17 protein-coding genes and 1 tRNA gene are annotated in these 20,991 nt (G+C 46.7%); 16 read left to right on the forward strand and 2 right to left on the reverse strand.

The genetic code is table 11. The features are described from left to right. Nucleotides 1-5: 5 nt before the first annotated feature. Nucleotides 6-830: a glycerol acyltransferase gene (locus CIK90_RS09255; RefSeq protein ID WP_094391748.1), complete on the reverse strand. Its 825-nt coding sequence runs from the start codon at nt 828-830 to the stop codon at nt 6-8. A gap of 740 nt (nt 831-1,570) precedes the next feature. On the opposite strand from CIK90_RS09255, the gene mraZ reads away from it, so the two are divergent. From mraZ to ftsZ, 13 genes are read left to right on the forward strand one after another with little or no spacing between them, the layout of a single operon-like run. Beyond that, on the forward strand, nt 1,571-2,026 hold the full coding sequence (mraZ, locus tag CIK90_RS09260) for a division/cell wall cluster transcriptional repressor MraZ (RefSeq protein WP_094439787.1): 456 nt from the start codon (nt 1,571-1,573) through the stop codon (nt 2,024-2,026). A gap of 6 nt (nt 2,027-2,032) precedes the next feature. After that, on the forward strand, nt 2,033-2,950 hold the full coding sequence (gene rsmH / locus CIK90_RS09265) for a 16S rRNA (cytosine(1402)-N(4))-methyltransferase RsmH (protein WP_094465054.1): 918 nt from the start codon (nt 2,033-2,035) through the stop codon (nt 2,948-2,950). 12 nt (nt 2,951-2,962) lie between these two features. After that, complete coding sequence (locus CIK90_RS09270; protein ID WP_254046324.1) at nt 2,963-3,451, forward strand: FtsL-like putative cell division protein; 489 nt, start codon at nt 2,963-2,965, stop codon at nt 3,449-3,451. 8 nt (nt 3,452-3,459) lie between these two features. Then, nucleotides 3,460-5,604: a penicillin-binding protein gene (locus CIK90_RS09275; RefSeq protein ID WP_094465056.1), complete on the forward strand. Its 2,145-nt coding sequence runs from the start codon at nt 3,460-3,462 to the stop codon at nt 5,602-5,604. Nucleotides 5,605-5,644: 40 nt separating this feature from the next. Next, nucleotides 5,645-7,099: a UDP-N-acetylmuramoyl-L-alanyl-D-glutamate--2,6-diaminopimelate ligase gene (locus tag CIK90_RS09280; protein WP_094465058.1), complete on the forward strand. Its 1,455-nt coding sequence runs from the start codon at nt 5,645-5,647 to the stop codon at nt 7,097-7,099. A gap of 8 nt (nt 7,100-7,107) precedes the next feature. After that, entirely contained in the window at nt 7,108-8,379 is a 1,272-nt protein-coding gene (locus tag CIK90_RS09285) for a phospho-N-acetylmuramoyl-pentapeptide-transferase (protein WP_094391743.1), read from the forward strand. Then, nucleotides 8,376-9,707 carry a UDP-N-acetylmuramoyl-L-alanine--D-glutamate ligase gene (murD, locus tag CIK90_RS09290; RefSeq protein WP_094465060.1) on the forward strand — a complete coding sequence of 444 codons (1,332 nt, stop codon included), beginning with the start codon at nt 8,376-8,378 and terminating at the stop codon, nt 9,705-9,707. Before CIK90_RS09285 ends, murD begins: the two co-directional genes overlap by 4 nt. 33 nt (nt 9,708-9,740) lie before the next feature. After that, entirely contained in the window at nt 9,741-11,012 is a 1,272-nt protein-coding gene (locus tag CIK90_RS09295) for an FtsW/RodA/SpoVE family cell cycle protein (RefSeq protein ID WP_094465062.1), read from the forward strand. Between the two features lie 33 nt (nt 11,013-11,045). Continuing rightward, a complete protein-coding gene (murG, locus tag CIK90_RS09300; protein WP_094434651.1) occupies nt 11,046-12,161 on the forward strand; it encodes an undecaprenyldiphospho-muramoylpentapeptide beta-N-acetylglucosaminyltransferase in 1,116 nt (371 codons plus the stop codon). Then, on the forward strand, nt 12,151-13,530 hold the full coding sequence (gene murC / locus CIK90_RS09305) for a UDP-N-acetylmuramate--L-alanine ligase (RefSeq protein WP_094391739.1): 1,380 nt from the start codon (nt 12,151-12,153) through the stop codon (nt 13,528-13,530). The genes murG and murC overlap by 11 nt, the downstream gene beginning before the upstream one ends. Before the next feature lie 22 nt (nt 13,531-13,552). After that, on the forward strand, nt 13,553-14,311 hold the full coding sequence (locus CIK90_RS09310) for a cell division protein FtsQ/DivIB (protein ID WP_094391738.1): 759 nt from the start codon (nt 13,553-13,555) through the stop codon (nt 14,309-14,311). Between the two features lie 15 nt (nt 14,312-14,326). After that, nucleotides 14,327-15,772 (forward strand): cell division protein FtsA, encoded by a 1,446-nt coding sequence (gene ftsA, locus CIK90_RS09315; RefSeq protein WP_094447219.1) that lies wholly within the window; start codon nt 14,327-14,329, stop codon nt 15,770-15,772. A gap of 19 nt (nt 15,773-15,791) precedes the next feature. Continuing rightward, nucleotides 15,792-17,105 (forward strand): cell division protein FtsZ, encoded by a 1,314-nt coding sequence (gene ftsZ, locus CIK90_RS09320; RefSeq protein WP_094465083.1) that lies wholly within the window; start codon nt 15,792-15,794, stop codon nt 17,103-17,105. 307 nt (nt 17,106-17,412) lie between these two features. Here the strand turns inward: ftsZ and recO are convergent, their stop codons facing one another. Then, the gene (gene recO / locus CIK90_RS09325; RefSeq protein ID WP_094391736.1) at nt 17,413-18,138 is read right to left on the reverse strand and encodes a DNA repair protein RecO; all 726 of its coding nucleotides are present in this window, start codon (nt 18,136-18,138) and stop codon (nt 17,413-17,415) included. 105 nt (nt 18,139-18,243) lie between these two features. Between recO and CIK90_RS14230 the strand changes: the two genes are divergently transcribed. From CIK90_RS14230 to gyrB, 3 genes are all read left to right on the forward strand, one after another. Further along, nucleotides 18,244-18,315 (forward strand) — tRNA-Glu (locus CIK90_RS14230). Between the two features lie 174 nt (nt 18,316-18,489). Further along, nucleotides 18,490-18,744 (forward strand): 30S ribosomal protein S20, encoded by a 255-nt coding sequence (gene rpsT, locus CIK90_RS09330; protein WP_094434657.1) that lies wholly within the window; start codon nt 18,490-18,492, stop codon nt 18,742-18,744. Nucleotides 18,745-18,880: 136 nt separating this feature from the next. Beyond that, nucleotides 18,881-20,851, forward strand: a complete 1,971-nt coding sequence (gene gyrB, locus CIK90_RS09335) for a DNA topoisomerase (ATP-hydrolyzing) subunit B (protein WP_094391734.1) — start codon at nt 18,881-18,883, stop codon at nt 20,849-20,851. The last annotated feature ends 140 nt before the right edge of the window (nt 20,852-20,991 follow it).

Below are 20,991 nucleotides of genomic sequence, written 5' to 3' on the forward strand. Positions count from 1 at the left end.
TTGGTTTATAGACTATACACGATATCTTGCACATATTGTGCCCATTCCATCGGTGTTTTCGATTTATCAAAGGTTTGCCAGGGAATAGGCTTTCCTATTTTTATTTCAAAGTTTTTGCCTACGTTCTTATACATTTCATCTACAAGGAAAAGCATGGCAAGGTTAAACTTCAGATGTTTGTCGCTAAAATTAGCCAAACGATAGAAGAAATCAGAATTTTGCCCACTGAAATGGATGGGCACAATATCGCGCTGATACTCCACACTCTTGACAATAAAAGTCTTGCTCCATGCCACATCGCGAATCACACCGTTTCGGCGACGTGAACAAATGCCTGCAGGATACATCAGCATGTGGTTGTCGCTTTCAAAGCCAGCTTTCACCATTGCCGGGAAGTTACGGCCTTGTTTACCTGTTTTGTTGATAGGAATGCAAAGCGGAGCCAGTCCTGGAAGATTCATCAGCAGGTCATTGACGAGATAACGGAATCGACTGTCGTAATGACGACCGATAATGGCGCCGAGCGCTACACCATCTTCTCCGCCCAACGGATGGTTGGAGACAAAGGTATAGAGGCGGCCGTCGTTGGGATCGGGAAGATTCTCTTTGCCCACGATTTTGATGGTCATTTGCAGATATTCGACACAAGCTTCGAGCCATTCGGTACCTGTTTTATGGCGGCTTTCCCACAGGAATGCGTTGACGCGATCCTGATGCACAATACGTTTCAGCCACGATACCAATGGGCGGGGCACCCATTTGGATTTGGCACCCAACTTATTCTTGAGTATCTGGTCAATATCAATCGTTTTCTCTGTTATCTGATTCATTTCTCTCTTACATACATACTAATCAGATGCAAAATTAAGAAATTAGTTTGAGAAACAGCACATTTTTTCACGAAAAACTTTTAATCTTCGTGTTTTTGTAATCACATTGGACGTTTTTGCAACATTACTCAAATAGCAAACAGCATAAAATAACCACAAAAACGAGCAAGAAACTGTCTGCCTTACTCGGTTATCAACCAACTTTTTGATTTGTTCTGCATCGACAAGTTTCCCATTTTCTTCCCATCATTCTCCCTTCACTTTCGCATAATCAACCGCAAGTTTTGGGACTTACTTGGGACTTTCATCGGACTTCCATCGGACTCAGTTGAGAATTTCATCGAAAGAATACAAGACTTTCATCTGACTCTGTTTTGAGTTGCCCACATGCTCCTGCGGGCGACTTCATCCCGAAGGCATCCCGAACATATCCCGAAGACAAAGGGTTTGATGAAGTTCGTCAAAATGCAAGTTAAAGTTTCGCTTGCGAGAGCTTAACGCCAAGACTTCAAAAACACAATACGCTTTACTGTAAAACCGAACCTCAATATTACAAAAACGCTCCACCGGAATGTCACTTACGAATATTTAAGAATACCGCTATAAATCAACCACTTACACACTATTAACATTACACTTACAAAAATAATCATAAAAAAAGTGGGGAAATGTGGGGAAATATGGAGGATTTTGTTTAATTTTGCAAGCGAGAATTAAAATCATATTATAAATAAGTACGCATGCGTTTTTTAGGTAATATAGAAGCAAAGGCTGACGCCAAGGGGCGTGCATTCCTGCCTGCAACATTCAGAAAAGTATTGCAGACTGGGGGTGAAGAGCGTCTTGTGCTAAGAAAAGACGTGTTTCAGACCTGCCTCGTGCTCTATCCCGAATCTGTATGGAACGAGCAAATGGACAGCATGCGCCAACGACTGAACCGCTGGAATAAGACCCAACAGCAAGTGTTTAGACAGTTTGTGAGCGACGTAGAACTTGTCAGCCTTGACGGAAACGGTCGTTTTCTCATACCCAAACGCTTCCAACGGATGGCTAATATCGAACAAGAAATCCGATTCATCGGCATGGGCGACACCATCGAAATATGGAGCAATAACGAGGCAGAACAGCAGAAAATGAGTGCCGAAGACTTCGGAAACGCACTCGAAGAACTGATGACAGACAACGATAAACTCTAAACCGGCATGGCAAAAACGGCAGAAACATACCACGTACCTGTGCTCCTCAACGAGAGCATCAACGGACTTGACATCAAGCCCGACGGCATCTATGTAGATGTGACATTCGGCGGAGGTGGACATTCGCGCGAAATACTGCGTCATCTCGGTCCCAATGGACATCTCTACAGCTTCGACCAAGATGCCGATGCAGAGCAAAACATCGTGAATGACGACCGTTTCACCTTTGTCAGAAGCAACTTCCGCTACCTCTGCAACTGGATGCGTTACTATGGCATCGACCATATCGACGGGCTGTTGGCTGACCTTGGCGTATCAAGCCACCACTTCGACGACGAGACCAGGGGCTTTTCCTTCCGATTCGATGCACCATTGGATATGAGAATGAACAAACGCGCAGGTACGACTGCAGCCGATATTCTCAACAACTATGCAGAAAGTCAGTTGGCAGACATCTTCTACCTCTACGGAGAAATGAAGAGTGCACGACGCATCGCCGCCGCCATCGTCAAGGCAAGAGCCGCCCACCCCATCGTCACAACAAGCGACCTGACCACCGTCATCGAACCGCTAATGCGCTCCGAGCGGGAGAAAAAAGACATGGCGAGACTCTATCAGGCACTTCGCATCGAAGTCAACCATGAGATGGACGCCCTGCGCGACATGTTACTGGGAGCAACCCGAATGTTGGGAAAAGGCGGAAGACTGAGCGTCATCACCTACCACTCATTAGAAGACCGACTCGTGAAAAACGTGATGAAAGCCGGTAATGTGGAAGGAAAAATAGAACAAGACTTCTTCGGACGCATCAACAGCCCATTCCGGTTGGTCAACAACAAGGTCATCACACCCTGCGACGAAGAACTTCAAAACAATCCCAGAAGCCGTAGCGCAAAACTGAGAATAGCAGAGAAAACAGAATAACACCACAAGAAAATGACAAATAAAGATTCAGACATCATTCTCGACGAGAATAAGGAAACCACAGAAGACGCCGCCGTCAGTAAAAAACAGATGCGCGCCGAAAAGGCAGAACAGCAGCTGCAAGAGACGCTGAAGAAGATACAGGAGACGGCACAGGACAGCGATACCCATCCCGGACAACAGCTCAGCATGAAGAGCGTATTGGGCGGCGACTTCCTGACGGCAGACTTTGTGCGCGCTCAAGTCGGACTGATTCTCCTCGTGGTGGCATTCACACTCGTCTATATCGCATTCCGCTATCAATATCAGCAAGACATGGTAACCATACGAAAACTGGAGATTCAGCTCAAGGATGCTAAAAACAAAGCATTGGCAGCATCGAGCACACTCACCGAAAAATGCCGTGAGAGCCATGTACTCGAAACACTTCAACAAAACAAGGACTCGGTATTACACATAGCCGACCAGCCACCATATATTATACAAGTGCCCGAAAACTAAACCCGTCAATGAGTAAAATAAACAATAGCAGCATAGCACAGCGGTATTTCTGGATCGCTTTCGCACTGGTAATCGTATTCATTATGATTATCGGAAAGGCATTCTATACCATGACGGCAAAGAAACAATACTGGATAGAGGTGGCAAGCAGACTCAAGAGCGACAGTATTACCGTCAAGCCCAACCGAGGAAATATCCTCAGTTGCGACGGACAACTCATGGCAAGTTCTATTCCCGAATACAAAATCTATATGGACTTCGGTATAGATAACGAGAACCAAGACTCGCTATGGAACGACAAAGTGGATTCTGTCTGCACAGGTCTCAGCAAGATATTCCCTGAGCGTTCGGCTGCGGAGTTCAAACGACATCTCGAAGAAGGACACAACAAAAAGGCACGCCACTGGCCCATTTGGCCCAAACGCATCACCTACAACACCTATACGGAGGTGAAGGCGCTGCCGTTCTTCTCACTCTCGAAAAACGCAAGCGGATTCCACGAAGAGGAATTTAATGCACGCCGGCGCCCATTCGGATCACTGGGCGAACGCACCATCGGTTCTATGTATGGCGCAAAAGACAGCGCCAGACTCGGACTGGAACTGGCTTACGACACAATTCTCCGCGGAACACCAGGTCTCAATAAGCGACGCAAAGTGCTCAACGCACAACTGAACATTCCGGTCACGCTACCCATCGACGGATGCGACATCGTCACAACTATTGATGTCAACATGCAAGACTTGGCAGAACGCGCACTCGTGGCAGAACTGAAAAAAGACAACTGCGACCTCGGCGTTGCCATCCTCATGGAAGTGGCGACGGGCGATATCAAGGCTATTGTCAACATGGAGCGTTGCCCAGGCGACGTATTCCGCGAAACAAAAAACTTTGCCGTGGCTGACCTGCGCGAACCTGGATCGGTATTCAAAACCGCATCTGTCATGGTGGCGCTCGACGACGGAGTGGCTGATACCGCACAACACATAGAAACAGCTGGAGGCATCTGGCCCATGCACGGCGCACAGATGAAAGACCACAACTGGCGAAAAGGCGGTTATGGCTACATCTCTCTCGGACGTGCGATGGAAGTCAGTTCGAACATCGGTATCAGCCGAGTGATCGACGAAAACTACGGCAACCGACCTGAGAAATATGTGGAAGGAATCTACCGCACAGGACTTGCAGCCGACCTCAAGCTGCCCATTCAGGGATATGCAAGACCTCACATCCGCATGCCCAAGAAGAACAAGCGAGGACAATGGCTCAACTGGAGTAAGACCGCACTACCGTGGATGTCGATAGGATACGAGACTCAGCTTCCACCAATATCCACACTCACCTTCTATAACGCCATTGCCAATGATGGTGTGATGATGCGCCCACGCTTTGTGAAATACATCATGAAAGAAGGGAAAGTCGTTGAGGAATATCCACCGACGAAAGTCATGGAAAAACGAATGGCTAAAATGAAAACCGTGAAAATCGTGCAATCGCTACTCGAACGAGTGGTCAGCAAAGGCACAGGTAAGAAAGCCGGATCGAGAATGTTCCATGTGGCGGGAAAAACCGGAACCGCACAAGTGGCACAGGGTGGCGGTTATAAAACAGGAGGTATTGCCTATTGGCTTTCATTTGCAGGTTATTTCCCCGCAGAAAAGCCACGCTACTCCTGCATCGTCTGCATCAAAAGATCAGGATACGGTGGTTCTGGCGGTATGAGTGCCGATGTGTTCCACCAGATTTCAGAAGGTGTAATGGCGCGTAACCTCAAACTCGGCATCAACGATGCCCATGACGAAAACTCCATAGTAATACCCGATGTAAAACGAGGCGATATGGGAGCCGCCGGCTATGTATTGAGCCATCTCGGCATTAAAACCTCAGAAAACTGGAGCGGATCGTATGCAGACGGCAACCCGATATGGGGCTCAGCCGAACGTCATAGTAACAAAGTGGCTCTCCACAAACACGACGTAGGCAAGGGTATCGTACCCGATGTTGTGGGCATGGGCGCCAAAGATGCAGTTTATCTGTTGGAGTCAACAGGAATGAAAGTAAAGCTCCAAGGCCGTGGGCATGTCAAACGACAAAGTTGCCAAGCCGGACAGAAACTACAAAAAGGAACCGTCTGCACCCTGATATTGGAATAAATAAACATATGTTGAACTCTTATATAATATAATAAGGTATATGAAACTTAGCGAACTGCTGAAATCCGTCAACATCCTGCAAATAGCAGGACCGGCAGAAACCGAAATTACAGGCGTGAATATCGACTCACGCAAAATAGAGAAGGGACATCTCTTTGTGGCTATCAAAGGCACACAGACTGATGGACACAAGTTCATAGCCAAAGCCATAGAACTGGGAGCAACTGCCATTCTCTGCGAGGATATGCCTGAGGAAAAAATCGAAAGCGTAAGCTACTTGCAAGTGGCTTCAACCGAAGATGTGGTAGGTCAGGTGGCAACCAATTTCTACGGCAATCCTTCTAAGAAGCTCAAACTGGTGGGAGTTACTGGCACCAACGGTAAAACAACCATCGCCACATTGCTCTACAACATGTTCCGTAAGTTCGGACACCGTTGCGGACTGCTCTCAACCGTCTGCAATTATATTGAAGACGAAGCTATTGCAGCCGATCATACCACTCCAGACCCCATCGAACTCAATCATCTGCTCCACCGCATGGTTGAAGCTGGATGCGAATACGCCTTCATGGAGTGTTCAAGCCATGCCATTGCGCAAAAACGTATCGGCGGATTGACATTTGCAGGAGGCATCTTCACCAATCTCACACGCGACCACCTCGACTATCATAAGACTTTCGAAAACTATCGCAACGCCAAGAAGGCATTCTTCGACGGACTGCCCAAAGAGGCTTTTGCCATCACCAATGCCGATGACAAAAACGGTAGCGTCATGGTTCAAAACTGCAAAGCCAATATCAAGACCTACTCCATACGCCAAATGGCTGACTTCCGCGCACACATTATCGAATGTCACTTTGAAGGCATGTATCTCGAAATCAACGGTCGAGAAGTAGGCGTGCAATTCATCGGTAAGTTCAACGTCAGCAACCTTTTGGCTGTCTATGGCGCTGCTGTCATGCTGGGCAAGAATCCCGAAGACGTTCTCGTTGTGATGAGTACGCTGAAAAGCGTGGCTGGACGCTTGGAGCCGATTCGTTCCAAAGACGGAATCACAGCCGTAGTAGATTATGCACATACTCCCGATGCATTGGAGAATGTACTTAATGCCATCCACGAAGTACTCGAAGGCAAAGAGGGACACGTCATCACAGTTTGTGGCGCAGGAGGCAACCGCGACAAAGGCAAACGCCCGCTCATGGCACAAGAGGCTGTCAAACAGAGCGACCGCGTCATCATCACCAGCGATAACCCACGCTTTGAGGAACCACAAGATATCATCAACGACATGTTGGCGGGCCTCACTCCTCAACAGATGAAAAAGGTCGTGAGCATCGTCGATCGCAAAGAAGCCATCCGTACCGCCTGCATGATGGCACAAAAAGGCGATGTCATCCTCATAGCAGGTAAAGGTCATGAAGACTATCAAGAGATAAAAGGCGTAAAACATCATTTCGACGACCGCGAAGTGGTCAGAGATATTTTTAACTCATAATTCAGACTATGTTATACTACCTGTTTAGATTTTTAGAAGGATTCGACATCCCAGGAGCACATATCTGGTCGTACATTTCCTTCCGTGCACTTCTGGCATTAATTCTATCGCTGGTCATCTCGGCATGGTTCGGCGAGAAATTCATTCGCTGGATGAAGCGACACCATATATCAGAAACTGCTCGCGACGCCAGTATCGATCCCTTCGGTGTGGAAAAGAAAGGTGTTCCTACCATGGGCGGTATTATCATCATCGTAGCCATTCTGGTACCTGTCCTACTGTTGGGCAGAATGCGCAACATCTATCTCATTCTGATGATTGTCACTACGGTATGGTTGGGATTCCTTGGATTCCTCGACGACTATATCAAGATCTTCAAAAAGAACAAGGAAGGTCTAAAGGGCAAATATAAGATTGTGGGACAAATCAGTATTGGCTTCATTGTGGGATTAACACTTTGGCTGAGTCCTGATGCTGTAGTACGGGAAAACATATCTGTACAACAACAGAATCAAGAAGTTGTTATCAAGCATAAGACTGAAAATGTCAAGTCGCTGCAGACGACTATTCCATTCTTTAAGAACCATAATCTCGATTATTCCAACATCATGGCATTCTGCGGAGAACATAAAGTTGCAGCCGGATGGATTCTCTTTGTCGTTATGACAATTATAGTAGTAACCGCTGTGAGCAACGGCGCAAACCTCAACGACGGTATGGACGGTATGTGTGCCGGCAACTCGGCCATCATTGGTGTGGCACTTGGAATCTTTGCATACGTCAGCAGTCATATTGTCTATGCGGCATACTTCGACATCATGTATATTCCCGGTTCACAGGAACTTGTAGTATTCCTATGTGCCTTCGTCGGAGCCATGATAGGATTCCTATGGTATAATGCCTACCCTGCACAGGTCTTTATGGGCGACACAGGTTCGCTGACGATCGGCGGCATTATCGGTGTATGCGCAGTCATCATCCATAAGGAATTGCTGTTGCCAGTTCTCTGTGGCATTTTCTTCATCGAGAGTCTGAGTGTCATCATCCAGACCCAATGGTTCAAATGGCAGAAACGTAAGGGCAAGCGCGTACGTGTGTTCCGTGCCACACCAATCCATGACACATTCCGCCGACTTGATTCACAACTCGACAGTACCAGTACCTATCTGTTGCGCAACTGGCCACATCGTCCGTTCCATGAATCTAAAATTACCATCCGTTTCTGGATTACAACCATTATATTAGCAGCAATAACGATTATAACATTAAAAGTAAGATGAGCAGAATCGTAGTATTAGGTGCCGGAGAAAGCGGTGCGGGCGCCGCTGTACTGGCCAAGAAAGAAGGTTTCGACGTGTTCGTCAGCGACATGTCGAAAATTAAAGACAAGTATAAAAAGCTGATGGACGACCACCATATCGAATGGGAGGAAGGTCAACACACAGAGGATAAGATTCTCAATGCCGATGAAATTATCAAAAGTCCTGGCATCCCTGACACAGCACCAATGATAGTTAAAGTGAAGGAGAAGAGCATTCATATCATCAGCGAGATAGAATTTGCTGGTCGATACACCGATTCGAAAATGATATGTATTACTGGTTCAAATGGTAAAACTACCACAACGAGCCTCATCTACCATATCTTCAAAGAGGCTGGATACGATGTAGGATTGGCAGGCAATATCGGCAATTCGCTGGCACTTCAAGTGGCAGAAGATCCACATGCCTTTTACGTTATCGAACTGAGTTCATTCCAGTTGGACAACATGTATGACTTCCGTGCCAACATTGCCATTCTGCTGAACATCACTCCAGACCATCTCGACCGATATGACTTCTGCATGCAGAATTATGTAGATGCAAAGATGCGCATCATCCAGAATCAGACACCTCAAGATGCCTTCATCTTCTGGAACGATGATCCCATCATCCATAACGAACTGAGCAAATATGACATCAAAGCCATACTGTATCCTTTCTCCGAACTGAAAGAAAAAGGAAGCATCGGTTACATCGAAGAAGGAGAATACAAGATTGAGAAACCCGAACCATTCAACATGGAGCAGGAGTCTCTCAGTCTGACGGGCAAACACAATATCTACAATTCGCTGGCTGCAGGTATCGCTACCAACATAGCAGGTATCAAGAAAGACATTATCCGCCAGTCGCTCAGCGACTTCCCCGGCGTAGAGCATCGCTTGGAAAAGGTTTGTTCGGTACGTGGCGTCCAGTATATTAACGATTCAAAAGCCACCAATGTGGATGCATGCTGGTACGCATTGGAATCAATGAAAAACAAGACCATCCTCATCATTGGCGGAAAAGACAAGGGCAACGACTATAGTCCTATCATCCCATTAGTAAAAGAGAAATGTGCTGGCATTGTATATCTTGGAGCCGACAATAAGAAGTTACACGACAATTTCGACAATCTCGGAATACCAGTACGCGACACCCATTCTATGAAAGAATGTGTAGAAGCCTGCTACGAAATGGCAGAACCGGGTATGACTGTTCTGCTGAGTCCGTGCTGTGCATCATTCGACTTATTCAAAAACATGGAAGACCGCGGCGAACAGTTCAAGACGCTGGTCAGAAATTTATAACACATCATAGAAGCTATATCAACAACAAAAGCAATGAACTTTAAGATCAGCAATATCTTCAAAGGCGACAAGGTCATCTGGATGGTCTTCTTCTTCCTCTGCATGGTCAGTATCGTCGAAGTTTTCTCGGCTTCAAGTCAACAAACCTACAGAAGTCAGAACTACATCGGCCCTATCGTGTTTCATGCAGGAACCATCATCGCTGGCTTTGCTGTTGCACTCGTCATGCCACTTATACCTTGTCGTTATTTCAAACTGATGATAGTACCGCTATTATTCCTAAGCGCATTATTGCTGATTGTTGTATTAGTTGGCGGAGAAACCATCAACGGAGCAAATCGAAGTCTCAATATCATAGGACTGTCGTTCCAGCCATCCGAACTGGCAAAAGGAACGGTAGTGCTTGCAACTGCACAAGTACTGGCAGTCATGCAACGAGAAGACAGGGCCGATCTCAAAGCCTTCAAATACATCATGTTCTATACCGTTAGCATATGTATTCTGATTGGTCTTGAGAACCTTTCAACAGCCATGTTGCTCTTTTTCGTTGTAGCTTTGATGATGATAATCGGTCGAGTACCATGGAGACAACTGTTCCGTCTCTTTGCTTTTTGCGCCAGTCTGGGAGTTGCTGTTCTTACTTTCGTCATGGTTGCGGGACATCAGGAAGAACCTACCATGGAGAGTAAGGCCAAGACCGAAAAAGTAGAAGCCCCAAGAAAGAAAAATTTTGCCGACAAGATTCTCCACCGTGCTGATACTTGGAAAGGACGTATTCTGAGTTTCAATAAACCAGACGTAGCCCCAAAAGACTTCGATATACAAGGTAAGGATGCCCAGGTAGCACACGCCAACATAGCTATTGCCACCAGCAATATCATCGGCATCGGACCTGGAAAATCGGTAGAGCGCGACTACCTACCACAGGCATATTCTGATTTCATCTTTGCCATCATTATTGAAGAATTGGGATTGTTCGGAGCTATTGGCGTCATTTTCCTCTATACGGTATTGCTTTATCGTGGCATCCGCATTGCCAACCGATGTGAGAACTATTTTCCTGCATTTCTCGTCATGGGACTCACCTTATTGCTCGTAGTACAAGCCATAGCCAACATGGCTGTGGCAGTAGGTCTGGGACCTGTCACAGGCCAACCGTTACCATTGGTATCAAAAGGTGGTTCGTCAACGGTCATCAACTGCGCTTATATTGGTGTCATCCTCAGCGTCAGCCGTACGGCTAAAATCAAGAAAGACAAGAATGTTGATAAAAAATGCAACGAGAATTCGGCAATGACGAAATAAAGTTGTAATTTTGCAAAATACTATATATAAGGTATGAGTAAAGAGCTTAGAGTTATAATCAGCGGCGGCGGAACGGGAGGACACATTTTTCCTGCCGTGTCCATAGCTAACGCTTTAAAGACATTACGTCCAGATGCAAAAATTCTATTTGTAGGAGCATTAGGACGCATGGAGATGCAACGTGTGCCTGCTGCAGGCTACGACATCAAGGGTCTTCCCATCTGCGGTTTTGACCGTAAGCATCTACTAAAGAATTTCAAGGTGCTCTACAAAATATGGAAGAGCCAGCGCATGGCCAAGCACATCATAAACGACTTCAAACCGCAAGTAGCTGTAGGAGTTGGTGGATATGCCAGTGGCCCTACCCTCAACAAGGCTGCTGCTATGGGCATTCCCTGTCTTATTCAAGAACAGAACTCGTATGCTGGTGTTACCAACAAACTTCTCGCCAAGAAAGCCGAGAAAATTTGTGTAGCATATGACCACATGGAACGTTTCTTCCCAGCCGACAAGATTGTGAAGACGGGCAATCCCGTGCGCCAGTCTCTACTCGACACTACGACATCTCACGAAGATGCCGTACGTTCATTCGGTTTGGATGCCAACCGTAAAACTATTCTGTTGGTAGGTGGTAGCTTGGGTGCACGCACCATCAACGATAGTGTGATGCAGCATCTCGACCTCATTCGCAAGAGCGACGTACAGTTTATCTGGCAAACAGGTAAATACTATCATGCCGCCATTATGGATCAGTTAGCTCATGACGTTAGGCCTGACAATCTCATCGTTACCGACTTCATCAGCGATATGGGAGTAGCTTACAAAGCAGCCGACCTCGTCATCAGCCGTGCCGGAGCAAGCAGCATCTCTGAATTCTGCCTCATCGGCAAGCCCGTCATTCTCGTCCCCAGCCCGAATGTAGCCGAAGACCACCAGACTAAAAATGCCATGGCACTGGTAGATGCCGATGCGGCACTCTATGTAAAAGATGCCGAAGCAGCAACCAAGCTCTTGCCTTTGGCCATCGAGACAGTAGGCAACAATGCCAAGCTCACATCGCTTAAAGAGAATATATTAAAACTCGCACTGCCCGATTCGGCAGAAATCATCGCCAAAGAAGTGATAAGATTAGCAAACAATGGAAATTAAAGACATCAAAGCTGTATATTTCATCGGAGCTGGTGGCATAGGCATGAGCGCCATCGCCCGTTATTTCATACATCGTGGATTGGTTGTTGCCGGCTACGACAAAACCCCAAGTGCCTTAACTCTACAATTGGAACGTGAAGGCATGCTCATTCATTACGAAGAAAATATCGACGAGATTCCCCATGCCTGCAAGCAACCACAGACATGTCTAGTAATCTACACACCAGCCATACCTTCCGACCATCAGGAACTGCAATATTTCCGTCAAAACGGTTTTGAAGTAGAAAAGCGTGCACAAGTGCTCGGTACATTGACTCGTGAACACAAAGGCCTCTGTGTGGCAGGTACTCATGGTAAGACCACCACATCTACCATGTGTGCACATATCATGCATCAGAGCCATTTGGACTGCAATGCCTTCTTGGGTGGTATCTCCAAGAACTATGGCACCAATTACATTCTTTCCAATTCCGATTATGTGGTAATAGAAGCCGATGAGTTCGACCGTTCATTCCATTGGCTCAGTCCATGGATGACAGTCATCACCGCTACCGACCCTGACCATTTGGATATCTACGGCACTAAGGAAGCCTATCTTGAGAGTTTCCGCCATTATACCGAACTGATACAGCCAGGTGGCAATCTCATCATCCATCGCGACCTTGAGATGAAGGAAAACCTGCAAGAAGGTGTAAACCGGTACGATTATTCCCTTCATGAAGGTGACTTCCATGCAGAAAATATTCGTATCGCCAACGGCGAAATCACCTTCGACTTCATATCACCCATCGAATGTGTGAAGGATGTACAATTGGGACAACCCGTGCCCATCAATATCGAAAATGGTGTGGCAGCCATGGCCATGGCACAGCTCTCAGGTTGTACAGCCGAAGAACTGCGCTACGGCATGCAGACCTATGGTGGTGTAGAACGTCGTTTCGACTTTAAGTTGAAGAACGACAAGATAGTATTCCTCAGCGACTATGCCCACCATCCTAAAGAGATTTATCAGAGTGCCAAGAGCATTCGCGAACTCTATAGCGACCGTAAGATTACTGCAATCTTCCAGCCGCACCTTTACACTCGCACAAGAGATTTCTATAAGGACTTCGCCAATGCGCTGAGTCTTTTGGATGAAGTCATTCTCACCGAGATATATCCTGCACGTGAACAACCTATCGAAGGTGTGACTTCACAACTCATCTACGACAACCTGCGTCCTGGAATAGAGAAGCACATGATAGCCAAATCAGATGTGCTCCAATACATCAAGGACCATTCGTTTGATGTACTCATCGTGCTTGGTGCCGGTGACCTTGACAATCAAGTGCCACAAATCACCAAGATACTGAAAGAGAAACAACAATAATAAACAACGTCAACAGCAAGTAATGAACATCAACTGGAAGAAATCCGCCATTATCGTGATAGATATCGCTCTGGCTGTCTATCTGTTTCTGGCCATCACGGTTTTCAATGAACCGCAAGACCAGAAAGCAGTATGCACCCGTGTGGATATCCGCATCACCGACGGAATGGCGGAGGGATTCCTTGGTGAGTCAGAAATAGAATCGCAACTGAAGGCCAATAAACTCTACCCACAGGGGCAGCCCATGTCGCAAGTCAACGTGCGTGCTATCGAAGAGTCGCTGTTACTCAATCCTTTTGTCAAGGAAGCACAATGCTATAAGACGCAAGGCGGTAAAGTCATCATTCTACTCAACCAGCGTCTTCCTGTCATGCGCATCAAAGCAGAGAATGGCGATGACTATTACCTCGATGAAAAGGGAAATGTAATGCCCAACACGCACTACACCAGCGACCTCGTCATTGCCACAGGTCACTTCAACAGGAATTACGCAAAGAGATATTTAGCACCTATCGGAGAGAACCTGTTGCATGACCGTTTCTGGAACAACCAGATAGAACAACTCAACGTATTGCATGACGGAACAATAGAGATGGTGCCTCGTGTAGGCAACCATATAGTCTATCTGGGACCACCCACCGACATTCCCCAGAAACTTACACGTCTGGAGAAATTCTACCGTTACGGCCTGAATGTCGCTGGCTGGAATAAATACTCCTACATCAATCTGGAATTCAACAACCAGATTATCTGCAAAAAGAACAAAACAAGCAAACCGTAAAATATAGATATAGAGATGCCAAAAGATTTTATCGTCGCAATCGAACTAGGATCATCCAAGATGACTGGTATCGCAGGAAAGAAGAACCTGGATGGCAGCACACAAGTGCTGGCCGTGGTGAAAGAAGATTCCTCTTCGTTCATCAGAAAAGGTTATGTGAACAATATCGACAAGACAGCCAAAAGCCTAAACAGCATTGTCAAAAAGCTCGAAACCCAACTCAAGACAAGCATCAAATGCGTATATGTCGGCGTAGGTGGGCAGTCTATCCGTTCAGTACATAACGTTATCACTAAAGATTTGCCTGCAGATACTATTGTGACGGAATCAATGGTCAACGACCTTTTGGATTCCAACCGCAATATGGAATATCCCGATTTGGAAACCATCGACGTTGCAGTACAAGAATACAAGGTTGATACACAAAACCAACTTGATCCTGTAGGCATTCCCTGTAGTCATATTGAAGGAAACTTTTTGAACATCCTTCAGCGCAAGACCCTCAACAATAATCTCAACCTCTGCTTCAAGACCGCTAAGATTAATGTTGCCGAACTATTCCTTGCCCCTCTTGCACTTGCCGATGCAGTACTGACCGAAGCAGAAAAGCGTTCAGGTTGCGTCCTGGTAGATCTTGGAGCCGACACCACCACAGTTAGTGTCTATTGGCAAAATGTGCTGCGCCATCTGGCAGTCATCCCATTGGGCGGCAACAATGTCACCAAGGACATCGCATCCCTGTCAATAGAAGAAAACGATGCAGAGGAAATGAAGCTGAAATATGCCTCAGCCTTTACTGATCCCAATGAAATCGACAATGAGAAGAAATATCCCATCGACAGTGACCGTCAGGTAGAAAGCAGTAAGTTTATCGAGATTGTCGAAAGTCGCATAGAAGAAATTATCGCCAATGTATTGTATCAGATACCCGACAAATACTGCGACAAACTGCTGGGTGGCATCATCCTCACCGGTGGCGGTTCTAAGATGAAGAATATAGAAAAGGCATTCCGTTCCTATACCAATATCGAAAAGATTCGCATTGCTAAGACCGTCAACATGACCATCACAGGCAACCAGCCCGAGATAACAGCCAAAGACGGAACAATGAATACCGTACTTGGAATATTGGCAAAGGGAGACATCAATTGTGCCGGTGGCGATCTCGCAAACAAGACCGACCTCTTTAGCACCGGCGAACATACCGCCACTGTCACACAAGGCATCCATCGTCCAGTACGCACAGTCGGCGAGATTCCTCCTGGAGTAGTTCCCACAGCAGACGAAAGAGCCCTTGCAGAAGAAGCCAAGCGAAAGAAGCAGGAAGAAGACAAAAATCGCGAGGCAGAAGAAGCAAAAGCCCGTGCTGCAGCCGAAGAGCGCAAGAAGAACAATCCTGTCGGCAAGATGATGGGATGGCTGAAGAAAGTCGGCCAGGAGTTTACCAAGGATGAAGACTAAACCACAAAATCAAAGAATTATGAGCGAGACAAACAATACAAACAATATATTGGATTTTGGCGATCCAGACAAGAGCAACAGCATCATCAAGGTCATCGGTGTAGGTGGCGGAGGCGGCAACGCAGTCAACCACATGTATCGGAAAGGCATCCACGATGTAACCTTCGTGCTCTGCAACACCGACAACCAAGCCCTCAACGACTCTCCCGTCCCTGTCCATCTGCAGTTGGGCAAAGAAGGACTCGGTGCCGGCAACAAACCCGAAAAAGCCCGAAAGGCTGCCGAAGAGAGCGCAGATGACATTCGAGAAATGCTCAACGATGGTACCCGCATGGCATTCATCACTGCCGGAATGGGCGGTGGTACAGGTACAGGTGCCGCACCTGTCATTGCACGCATCTCCAAAGAGATGGACATTCTGACTGTAGGTATCGTGACAATTCCCTTCCGTTGGGAAGGCACGCAAAAGATAGACCAAGCCCTCGACGGCGTAGAAGAAATGGCCAAGCATGTTGATGCCCTGCTTGTCATCAACAATGACCGCCTTCGCGAGATATATCCCGACCTGTCCGTACAGGACGCTTTCGGAAAAGCCGACGACACATTGTCAATAGCAGCAAAGTCCATTTCTGAGATTATCACCGAGCATGGACTGATCAACCTTGACTTCAACGATGTGAAGACCGTATTAAAAGACGGTGGTGTGGCCATCATGTCAACAGGTTACGGTGAGGGCGAAGGTCGTGTAAAGAAAGCCATCGAAGCCGCAATCAACTCACCTTTGCTCAACGAGAAAGATGTTTTCAACTCCAAGAAGATTCTTCTCAACATCACATTCGCAGGTGGAAAAAATGGCAACGGCCTGATGATGGATGAAATGGGCGATGTCAACGAGTTCATGGAGAAGTTTAGCGACTTTGAAATCAAGTGGGGACTTGCCATCAATCCTGAATTGGAAAAGAAGGTAAAGGTCACTATCCTTGCCACTGGTTTTGGTGTAGAAAAAGTGGAAGGCATGAAAGACCACATGAAAGACCGTTTCGCCCAACAAGATGCCGATGCCATCGAAGCACAAGCCAAGAAGGAAGATCGCCGAGACCGATACTATCACGACACCCCCAACAAGACACGCTACCGTCGTCGTCCGCATATCTATCGCTTTAATGCCGAAGACCTCGATAACGAGAATGTCATCTCTGCAGTAGAACAAAGTCCCACCTACAAGCGCACACGCGAGATACTGGAAAACATCCACAACCAGGCAAACGGACATCCCACTACTGTTGATGAAACTCCGAAGGAAGACATACAGGGAACTATCGTGTTTGCATAACACCACATATCATATACAACCATCGGCGGACACCTTGTTGATAAGGGTGTCCGCCGATTGTATAATAACCAAGCTATCGAAATCCCATAACCATCACATTAATCATATACGCGCGCACACACGTACATATACGCACACGCGTAACTCATTCATTTTGTCAGCACCAAGCACCTTTCTTGCTTAATCTTTTAATTGACAAGTCATTACACAGATGTTCGATACATTTTCAACAACGTCTATCAACACCTATCGAACATCTATCCAACACCAGTCAGAGTTCGTTTAAACCCATGACACACACCAGCAATCAGTCGAACAATTGTTGCAACACCTCAAGACTCTTAAGCATAGGGAATCCCGGAATATGTATTCTGTAATATTCCACGAGCACTTCCGCAATACGATTTCGTTCATGTCTCGACATACGGAAAAGCCGCATGGTGGCAAAATTCATCCGCATCAACTGTTGCAACAATGCCGCATCGTCAGCCGCAATAAAGTCGTGATGCATAGGAACCGTCATAGAGAAACAACTGTTTCTCATATCAAACACACATCCTTCATGATAATCTTCAAGATTAGGAAAGAAACCCAGAAATCTTGAAATGCGCATGAGAAACGTCAGATGGAAGTTGGCATAACCGTCATTTGCAGCATCCAACCACTGCAATGAGTCACAAATATAATCATAGAGCGTCACATTGCGTTGCTCCGATCGGAGACTGTAATACAGGAACTCAGCAACAAAGAGCGCAATAGCTAACTTATCAGCACAGAGGCAAATGGAAGATGCCGGAGCCGTCAACCTCACGTCTTTCAGTCGTTGCAACTGCTGTCCAGGCCTGAGGTCACAAGTCAGTTCCAACATAGTCATCGGTTGGAAATACTGCTTCTTCATCTTTCCCGTATTCTTGCTGCTTACAGTCACGGCAAACGCCATTCTACCCATTTCTTTGGTAAACATATCGACTATAATTTTCTTATCACCATATTTAATGGTATGCAGCACTATTGCGTCTGTTTTTGCTATCATGAGGGCGAAATTACAAAAAAAACACGAATAAAATGCATTTTTTTGCGAGAAAGTTTTGCAGAATAAAAAAAATACCGTACCTTTGCACCCGCTAAGAAAACGCATGGTCCCTTCGTCTATCGGTTAGGACGAGAGATTTTCATTCTCTAAAGAGGAGTTCGACTCTCCTAGGGACTACAACATTTAAGTCCGCCATCTGCGCAGCGATGCGCTACTGATAATAATCGGGAAAAGGTGACGGAGGTTTTTATTTTAGGTACATCCTTAATAGAGACCGCCCAGGGCAGTTATTTTAACGCAAGACCCAGAAGCTTTAAATCAACATTATCAATTTTAAACAATTCAACAACAATGGCAAACCACAAGTCATCTCTTAAGAGAATCCGTCAGGACAAAGTTAAAGCCCTGCACAATCACTACTATGCAAAGACCATGCGCAACGCTGTACGCAAACTGCGTGCCATGACCGACAAGGACGAAGCTACCAAGCTGTATCCTTGCGTACAGAAGATGCTGGACAAGCTCGCAAAGCGCAACATCATCCATAAGAACAAGGCAGCTAACTTGAAGTCAAGCCTCACCAAGTACATCAACAAACTCGGATAAAAACAATCCAAGAATATTCTCCCAAAGACCACATTCTGCAAAAAGGATGTGGTCTTTGTTATTTTTGTGCGCAAAAGATTCTGATAAGTCGCAGATTTTTTGTATCTTTGCAACCTATAATAGCTCTAAAATAACAATGGCAGAAGACATTACGAAAGAAAGCAACTATTCCGCGAGCAATATTCAAGTGCTCGAGGGACTTGAAGCCGTGCGCAAACGCCCAGCGATGTACATCGGCGATATCAGTGAAAAGGGTTTGCACCATTTGGTGAACGAGACCGTTGACAACTCCATCGACGAAGCGATGGCAGGCTATTGCACACATATTGAAGTAACGATCAACGAAGATGAATCTATAACCGTGCAGGATAACGGTCGTGGTATCCCCGTTGACCAGCACAAAAAAATGCACAAATCGGCCCTTGAGGTTGTTATGACCGTGCTCCACGCCGGTGGTAAGTTCGACAAGGGAAGTTATAAAGTCAGCGGTGGTCTGCATGGTGTAGGTGTAAGTTGTGTGAATGCACTTTCTACCCACATGATGTCACAGGTGTTCCGCAATGGTCATATCTACCAGCAGGAATACGAGAAGGGCAAGCCCCTTTACGACGTTAAGATTGTGGGCGACACCGATAAGACCGGAACTCGCCAGCAGTTCTGGCCCGATCCCAATATCTTTACCACCACCATCTACAAGTATGACATCATCGCCAAGCGTATGCGCGAGTTGGCTTATCTGAATGCCGGTATCACCATCACGTTGCGCGACATGCGTCCCGACGAAGAAGGCAAGACTAAGGAAGAAGTATTCCATGCCAAAGACGGTTTGAAAGAGTTTGTGCGCTACGTTGATCGCCATCGCACCCACCTTTTCGACGATGTAATCTATCTGAAGACCGAAAAGCAAGGAGTCCCCATTGAGGTTGCCGTGATGTACAATACCGACTATACCGAAAACATTCACTCCTACGTCAACAATATCAATACCATCGAAGGTGGTACCCACCTGACAGGTTTCCGTATGGCATTGACCCGCACGCTGAAGGCTTATGCCGATGCCGATCCGCAGATTTCCAAGCAAATCGAGAAGGCAAAGATAGAAATTGCAGGTGAGGATTTCCGCGAAGGTCTTACCGCTGTTATCTCTATCAAGGTAGCCGAACCACAGTTTGAAGGTCAGACCAAGACCAAGTTGGGCAACTCTGAAGTAGCAGGTGCCGTTCAGCAGGCAGTTGGCGAAGCATTGAGCAACTATCTGGAGGAGCATCCCAAGGAGGCAAAGCTCATCTGCGACAAGGTTGTTCTGGCTGCCACAGCACGTATTGCAGCCCGCAAAGCCCGCGAAAGTGTACAGCGCAAGAACCCCATGACGGGTGGTGGACTCCCTGGCAAACTTGCCGACTGTTCCAATAAAGACCCAAAGGAGTGTGAAATCTTCCTTGTCGAGGGTGACTCAGCCGGTGGTTCTGCCAAGCAAGGTCGCGACCGTCACTTCCAAGCCATCCTACCTTTGCGTGGTAAGATCCTTAATGTTGAGAAGGTTCAGTGGCATCGCGTATTCGAAGCCGAATCAGTGATGAACATCATCCAGAGTATCGGTGTACGCTTTGGCGTTGAAGGCGAAGGCGACCGTGAAGCCAATATCGACAAGCTGCGCTACGACAAGATCATCATCATGACCGATGCCGACGTCGATGGTTCACACATCGACACCCTCATCATGACATTGTTCTATCGTTTCATGCCCCAGATTATTCAGGGCGGTCACCTGTATATTGCCACTCCACCACTATACAAGTGCACCTACAAGAAGATATCAGAATACTGCTATACCGACCAACAGCGCCAGGCTTTCATCGACAAATACGTGGATGGTCGCGATGACGATAAGAGTCTGCACACACAGCGTTACAAAGGTCTTGGTGAGATGAATGCCGAGCAACTGTGGGAGACGACAATGAATCCTGCCAACCGTTTGCTCAAACAGGTTACTGTCGAGAATGCCGCCGAGGCAGACGAAATCTTCTCCATGCTTATGGGCGACGACGTAGAACCACGTCGCGAATTCATCGAGAAGAACGCCACCTATGCCAATATTGATGCATAAAGGCCAACTACCATATCAACACGAGGGCGGAACCAGCAATGGTGTCCGCCCTCGTGTCTATCATTTTGGAGGTCTATCACACAGATTACAGATGTGTCAAAGACTAACATAACAACTTATACCAACATCAAAATTACGCC

The organism is Prevotella sp. P5-126 (assembly GCF_002251185.1).
GTDB lineage: Bacteria > Bacteroidota > Bacteroidia > Bacteroidales > Bacteroidaceae > Prevotella.

Bases quoted from the DNA above. Each gene is read 5' to 3' on its own strand.
- CIK90_RS09280 (WP_094465058.1), top strand. From the start codon at position 5,645: ATGAAACTTAGCGAACTGCTGAAATCCGTCAACATCCTGCAAATAGCA.
- CIK90_RS09270 (WP_254046324.1), top strand. From the start codon at position 2,963: ATGACAAATAAAGATTCAGACATCATTCTCGACGAGAATAAGGAAACC.
- murC (WP_094391739.1), top strand. From the start codon at position 12,151: ATGGAAATTAAAGACATCAAAGCTGTATATTTCATCGGAGCTGGTGGC.
- recO (WP_094391736.1), bottom strand. From the start codon at position 18,138: ATGATAGCAAAAACAGACGCAATAGTGCTGCATACCATTAAATATGGT.
- rsmH (WP_094465054.1), top strand. From the start codon at position 2,033: ATGGCAAAAACGGCAGAAACATACCACGTACCTGTGCTCCTCAACGAG.
- ftsZ (WP_094465083.1), top strand. From the start codon at position 15,792: ATGAGCGAGACAAACAATACAAACAATATATTGGATTTTGGCGATCCA.
- CIK90_RS09255 (WP_094391748.1), bottom strand. From the start codon at position 830: ATGAATCAGATAACAGAGAAAACGATTGATATTGACCAGATACTCAAG.
- ftsA (WP_094447219.1), top strand. From the start codon at position 14,327: ATGCCAAAAGATTTTATCGTCGCAATCGAACTAGGATCATCCAAGATG.
- CIK90_RS09275 (WP_094465056.1), top strand. From the start codon at position 3,460: ATGAGTAAAATAAACAATAGCAGCATAGCACAGCGGTATTTCTGGATC.
- rpsT (WP_094434657.1), top strand. From the start codon at position 18,490: ATGGCAAACCACAAGTCATCTCTTAAGAGAATCCGTCAGGACAAAGTT.
- CIK90_RS09295 (WP_094465062.1), top strand. From the start codon at position 9,741: ATGAACTTTAAGATCAGCAATATCTTCAAAGGCGACAAGGTCATCTGG.
- murD (WP_094465060.1), top strand. From the start codon at position 8,376: ATGAGCAGAATCGTAGTATTAGGTGCCGGAGAAAGCGGTGCGGGCGCC.
- gyrB (WP_094391734.1), top strand. From the start codon at position 18,881: ATGGCAGAAGACATTACGAAAGAAAGCAACTATTCCGCGAGCAATATT.
- CIK90_RS09285 (WP_094391743.1), top strand. From the start codon at position 7,108: ATGTTATACTACCTGTTTAGATTTTTAGAAGGATTCGACATCCCAGGA.
- mraZ (WP_094439787.1), top strand. From the start codon at position 1,571: ATGCGTTTTTTAGGTAATATAGAAGCAAAGGCTGACGCCAAGGGGCGT.
- murG (WP_094434651.1), top strand. From the start codon at position 11,046: ATGAGTAAAGAGCTTAGAGTTATAATCAGCGGCGGCGGAACGGGAGGA.
- CIK90_RS09310 (WP_094391738.1), top strand. From the start codon at position 13,553: ATGAACATCAACTGGAAGAAATCCGCCATTATCGTGATAGATATCGCT.